This is a genomic window from Shewanella mytili (assembly GCF_046765975.1).
In the GTDB taxonomy this organism is placed as follows: Bacteria; Pseudomonadota; Gammaproteobacteria; order Enterobacterales; family Shewanellaceae; genus Shewanella; species Shewanella mytili.
Genome location: NZ_JBKOUD010000015.1, coordinates 64061 through 70466 on the forward strand (window position 1 = coordinate 64061; position 6406 = coordinate 70466).

The 6406-nt window shown below is 53.7% G+C and carries 2 protein-coding genes and 1 pseudogene; all 3 read left to right on the top strand.

Annotated elements, in window-relative coordinates:
* Nucleotides 1-129: 129 nt before the first annotated feature.
* Nucleotides 130-777, top strand: a pseudogene (locus ACIDEJ_RS13300) (FG-GAP repeat domain-containing protein); the annotation flags it as partial.
* A 105-nt stretch (nucleotides 778-882) separates the two neighbouring features.
* A complete protein-coding gene (locus ACIDEJ_RS13305; protein ID WP_411988552.1) occupies nucleotides 883-4266 on the top strand; it encodes a tandem-95 repeat protein in 3384 nt (1127 codons plus the stop codon).
* The coding region (locus tag ACIDEJ_RS13310; protein ID WP_411988553.1) for an Ig-like domain-containing protein at nucleotides 4152-6406 on the top strand (2255 nt) is incomplete at its 3' end. The genes ACIDEJ_RS13305 and ACIDEJ_RS13310, both read left to right, overlap by 115 nt.

Here is a 6406-nt window from a genome sequence, read left to right on the forward strand (position 1 = left end):
TATTGAATTTTAAAGACCCCGTTTTTGAACAACGTGAGCGTTGGAAGGTGAAACCTGATTAATTGCTATGGAAGCAATATATTCACAAAAATTTTTGCCTGAATAATTATCTAGCCATTAGGGAATTCTATGAGCGTTAACCATTATAAATTTCACCCGCCTAAGAACTTTTCAGGTGTTATTGCCAGTGCTTTGGTGTGTGGCCTGTTTCCCACCTATGCCTGTGCCGATTTCAGTGTGACATCCTCTTTGAAAGGTCTTTACGAAAGTAGAGTTTATAGTGTTGACTACAACAAAGACGGCAAACTGGATCTTGTGTTGCAAGGGACCCCAGGACGTCCTAGCGAAAATTACACATACAAAGGAGATGGTGCTGGCGGCTTCACGCTGGATAATTCAACGCTTGCTGCATACACCTATACTGGTGCGGAGTCATTGTCTTGGGGAGATATGGATAGTGACGGTGATGTGGATATGCTCGTTGCTGATTACACCAATCAAAACATAAGAATATTTCAGAATGATGTTACGTCGTTCGTTGATAATCATGTTATTAGCAATCAATACAAACATGATGGGTATGGAAACATTTTTGCAACAGATTTCGATAATAACGGTTCTTTAGATCTATTTATCTGCTCAACAGAAGATGACCCCAAAATATTCCTTAACAATGGTGATGCAACGAAATTCTCAGGCATTAATCTGAATTCTGAAACTTTAAAAATAGGAGGTTTAACCAATTTTTCTGCTGGTGATTACGATAACGATGGTGATCTGGATCTCGCAGCATTTGGATATGATGGTACTGTTGAGTATTCTTTGATTTTAAGAAATGACGGGGACCATTTTACCAAGGTCGATATCGGCATCAATAATAATATGATAGGTGATCAGTCCATTTGGCTGGATATTGACAACGATGGCGATGTGGATCTTGTCGTCCAAGATACTCACACCACAAAAATCTATCTGAATGATGATGGCAAGCTATCCTTGATGCCAGACAATGGCTTACCTTCCACTGACAAGTTATGGGCAGAAAGTTGGGCCTGGTTCGACCATGATAACGATGGCGATTTGGATGTGCTTCTGATGTCAACCAGTGGCAAAGATGCTGCTCCGGTCATTTACAATAATGACGGCACCGGCAAATTTACCGACTCCCACATTGCACTGGTAGCATATGATCAGGGAAATATTGCCCTTGGGGATTTTAACCGGGATGGCAAAACCGATTTTGTCATGACCGGGGACGGCAACCGGGGGACGCCTACCGGCCGCACGGAAATCTTCCTGAACACCACTAATAACGACAATACTGCGCCCACAACGCCCAGCCATCTCAGCTTTACACCGACCAGTGATGATGGCGGACGCCTTAGCTGGTCTGCTGCCACCGATGACAACACCCCGCAGCCGGGCCTGACCTATAACCTTGCCATTGGAACCACCCCGGATGCCCAGGATGTACTGAGTGCCGAGGCGAATTTGACTACCGGCGCGCGTTATACTGTGGAGCCCGGCAACAGTGGCTGGGGAACCTTTCATGACATCAAGGGCTTAACCAACGGCAAAACCTATTACTGGAAGGTACAAGCCGTGGATGGTGCCTATATGGCTTCCCCGTTTGCCTCCGGCTCTTTTGTGATGAGCACCAATGCCGCCCCGAAATTTGCCCATGACAACATCAGTGTCAACATGCGGGAAAACAGCGCTGCGGTTGAAATTCCCCTGGCCCAATTGGCGGCATCCGATACAGACTCAAGCGATACGCTGACCTGGTCACAAGGCGGCACCGCGCCGCAAAAAGGGACGCTTTCCATTCAAGGCAGTGCTGCCGCCGGCAATGACAAAACCCCGCAGGTGGCCACCTACACCCCCACTCCCAATGCCACGGGGGAAGACACCTTTACCATTGCCGTGAGTGACGGCAAAGAGACCGATACCCTGACCGTCTCGGTTAATATCTCTAATGTGGTCCCGCAACTGGAAGATACCACATTCACCGTGGCTGAAAATGCCTCTAATGGTACGGTGGTTGGCACCATCACCCCCACAGGGGACACCAATGGCTTGACGTTCTCCATCAACGACCACGATAAATATTTCTATGACGTGTTCGCCGTCAATCGGCAAACCGGTGAAATCACCATCTCCAATGCTGACAAGCTGGATTATGAAACCCACAAAAGCTATTTCTGCCACGTGGACGTGGATGATGAAGATACCCCGCCACTGGATGCAGCGGAAACGTCTGCCACAATCACCATTAACGTCACGGATGTGAATGATGCCCCCAGCGCGGTGGGTGGCACCGCCATGGCCACCGAAGACACCGCCTATACCCTGAGCATTGCCGATTTTAACTACCATGATGCCGATGGCGATGGCTTGGCTAACATCCGCATTGAAAGCCTGCCCAGTAATGGCAGCCTGTTACTCAATGGCAACAGGGTCTCGCCCGGCCAGGAAATTACCGCCGGCGACATCACGCGGGGAGCCTTGAAGTTCATCCCTGCCGACAACGCCCACGGCGATACCTACAGCCTGTTCTCTTTTAGCGTCAGTGACGGCACCAATTACAGTGACTTGTCCGGGACGGTCAGCATCAATGTGGCGCCCATAAATGACGCGCCCACGGTCAGTGGCGGCACCATCACGGTGCTGGAAGACAACACACAGGTACTGACACTGGCCGATATCGGCTATCAGGATGTGGACGGCGACAGTTTGGTCAAACTGCGAATTGACGGTCTGCCTACAAAAGGGCAATTGCAGTTTAACGGCCAGCCCGTAAGCCGTATGCAGGAGATTGGCGCCGCTGAGTTTGCGGCCGGCCAGCTGACGTTTACGCCGGCCAAAGATGCCAATGGTGATGATTACGACCGTTTTTATGTAAGCGCTACCGATGGCACCGAGTACAGTGCACAAGTCGCCCACATTGGGGTGAATGTGACCCCGCAAAATGATGCGCCAACCGCCACTGATGCAACCCTGACGGTGATAGAAGACACCCCGTATGCCCTGACCCTGCAAAATGTGGGATATCACGATGTGGATGAGGAGCCCTTGGCAGCCATCCGCATTGAAAGCCTGCCTGCGGCGGGAACACTCTCGTTGAACGGGCAGCCGGTCACGGCCATGCAGGAAATCGCCGCCTCGGCGCTGCAACAAGGTGAGCTGAGCTTCACCCCGGCCGACAACGCCAATGGTGATGACTATGCCCATTTCACCTTGCGCGTAACTGATGGCAGCGTCTATGCCACATCCAGCAATACGCTCCGCATCAATGTCACCGCCGTCAATGACCTGCCCACGGCCAAAGCCAGCGGCGAGGCCTTACCGGATGCCCTGCAGTTTGTGGAAGATACCCCGGCAGATTTCGATTTGAGCGGGATCCGTTTTGAAGATCCGGACAGTCTGCTTACCATCACGCTAGGGCTTTCTGCCGGCCGCTTTGACACCCCGGCAGACGGCAGTCACGTGGGTGACGGTGTCACGGTGACACAAGCAGCACCCGATACCATCGTGCTTCGCGGCAAGCCTGATGACATCAACCTTTATTTGCAAACGCCCCGGCACCTGCGTTACCTGCCAGAGCAGGACATGGCCGGCGAGGATGTAGGGCAATTGGCCATTGTGATGGATGATGGTGCCGTGGATGGCATTGTTCGTTTGGCCCCCATCGCCCTGGACATCCAGCCGCAAAATGATGCCCCCACCGCCAGTGGCAGCACCGCCGCTGCCGTGGAAGATACGGCCTACACCCTGAAACTGTCAGACTTTGGTTATCAGGATGTGGAAGGCGATAACCTGTCCAGCGTGCGCATTGACAGCTTACCCCGCAATGGGCAATTGTGGCTTGATGGCAACCTTGTGGTACAAGGACAGGAAATTACCGCCGCGGCCATCCACAGCCAGGCGTTAACCTTCATTCCCGCAGACAATGCCAATGGTACCGCCTATAGCCATTTCAGTTTCAGTGTGAATGATGGCACGGATTTCAGTGTGGGTAGCGGCACCATCAATCTTAACGTGACCGCGGTGAACGATGCCCCCACCATCACCATCGACTCCACCCTGAGCACCGATGAAGACAACCACAGCACCTTGGCTTCAGCTTCAATGACGTGGATGGCGACACGGTGGTGGCCAGCGAGAAAACCGCCCCGGCCCATGGCAGCGTGCTTATCAACGGCACCGACATCCTCTACACCCCAGTGGCGGACTATCATGGCGAGGACAGCTTTGTCATCACCTTGACTGATGGCAACGGTTTTAGCGTGGACAAAACCGTGAGCGTCAGTGTCAGCAGTGTTAACGATGTGCCCACCATCACCATCGACTCCACCCTGAGCACCGATGAAGACAACCACAGCACCTTGCGCTTCAGCTTCAATGACGTGGATGGCGACACGGTGGTGGCCAGCGAGAAAACCGCCCCGGCCCATGGCAGCGTGCTTATCAACGGCACCGACATCCTCTACACCCCGGTGGCGGACTATCATGGCGAGGACAGCTTTGTCATCACCTTGACCGATGGCAACGGTTTTAGCGTGGACAAAACCGTGAGCGTCAGTGTCAGCAGCATCAACGATGTGCCCACCATCACCATCGACTCCACCCTGAGCACCGATGAAGACAACCACAGCACCTTGAGCTTCAGCTTCAATGACGTGGATGGCGACACGGTGGTGGCCAGCGAGAAAACCGCCCCGGCCCATGGCAGCGTGCTGATCAACGGCACCGACATCCAGTACACCCCGGTGGCGGACTATCATGGCGAGGACAGTTTTGTCATCACCTTGACCGATAGCAACGGTTTTAGTGTGGACAAAACCGTGAGCGTCAGTGTCAGCAGCATCAATGATGTGCCCACCATCACCATCGACTCCACCCTGAGCACCGATGAAGACAACCACAGCACCTTGAGCTTCAGCTTCAATGACGTGGATGGCGACACGGTGGTGGCCAGCGAGAAAACCGCCCCGGCCCATGGCAGCGTGCAAATTGACGGCACCGACATCCTCTACACCCCGGTGGCGGACTATCATGGTGAGGACAGCTTTGTCATCACCTTGACCGATGGCAACGGTTTTAGTGTGGACAAAACCGTGAGCGTCAGTGTCAGCAGCATCAACGATGCCCCCGTGGCAACCGATGATAATGATTTTGCCTTTAGCGCCAATGATCAGGGCCGTTATGTTCTGGATGTGCTGGCCAATGACACCGACATTGATCAGGATGTGTTGCACTTGTTGTGGGTGACCACGGATGTGGGACAAGCCAGCATTGACGGCGCCAGCATCGTGCTGGAAACCGCCTCAATCGGTAAGGTCAACCTCAAGTACGGCATCGCCGATCCCCACGGCGCCAGCGCCATGGGACACGCCAAAGTGCAGATCACCTCGGATAATGCGTTGGCGCCTACCATTGTGGCGCCATCGCCCGTGGAAGTGGATGCCACCGCCTTGTTTACCAAAGTGGATTTGGGCGTGGCCGTGGCAGAAGACAGTCAGGGCCGGCCGTTGCCGGTATCCCTAGTGGATGGTGACACCTTCTTTGCGCCCGGGCGCCATACGGTGTACTGGCACACCCAGGATGAAAATGGCCTGGAAGCCCGCGCCAGTCAGGAAGTGATTGTGCATCCGCTGATCTCCATCAGCAAGGATGACACCACCATTGAAGGCACCACCCATACGGTGAAAGTCTTCCTGAACGGTGAAGCCCCCAGTTACCCGCTGACCATTCCGTATACCGTCAGTGGCAGCAGTGATGGTGACGATCACACCCTGACCGATGGCGAAGTGGTGATCAATGAGGGCACCGAGGGCAGCCTGAGCTTCACCCTGCAGGCCGATGATCAGATTGAAGGCACCGAAACCTTGCAGATCACGCTGGACAAACAGCTGAACCTCGGGAGTAAATCCCGATATACCCTGACGGTGTACGAAGACAACGTGGCACCGGAAGTGAGTGTGTCGGTTGCCCAGCAAGGCGAGTTGCGGCCACTGATCACCAACAACGAGCAACTGGTGACACTGACGGCAACGGTGAGCGATCCCGATGCCAATGATGACCACCAGTATCACTGGATTAACGACAATCCCCAGTTGGCCAACATCAGCCAGCAGGAGGCACAGTTTGTCTTTTCGCCGCAGGGATTAACCCCAGGCAACTATCAGCTGCAACTGGCGGTGAGCGACAGCCAAGGCGCAAGCGTCACCACCGACGTGTACTTCGAGGTGGTGGCCGAGTTAACCGTACTGGGAGATGAAGACAGCGACGGCGATTTGATCCCGGACAATCAGGAAGGCCTTGGCGACAGTGATAACGACGGCATTCTGGACTATCAGGATGCCATTGATGAATGCAACGTCATTCAGGAGCAAGCCCTGGAGTC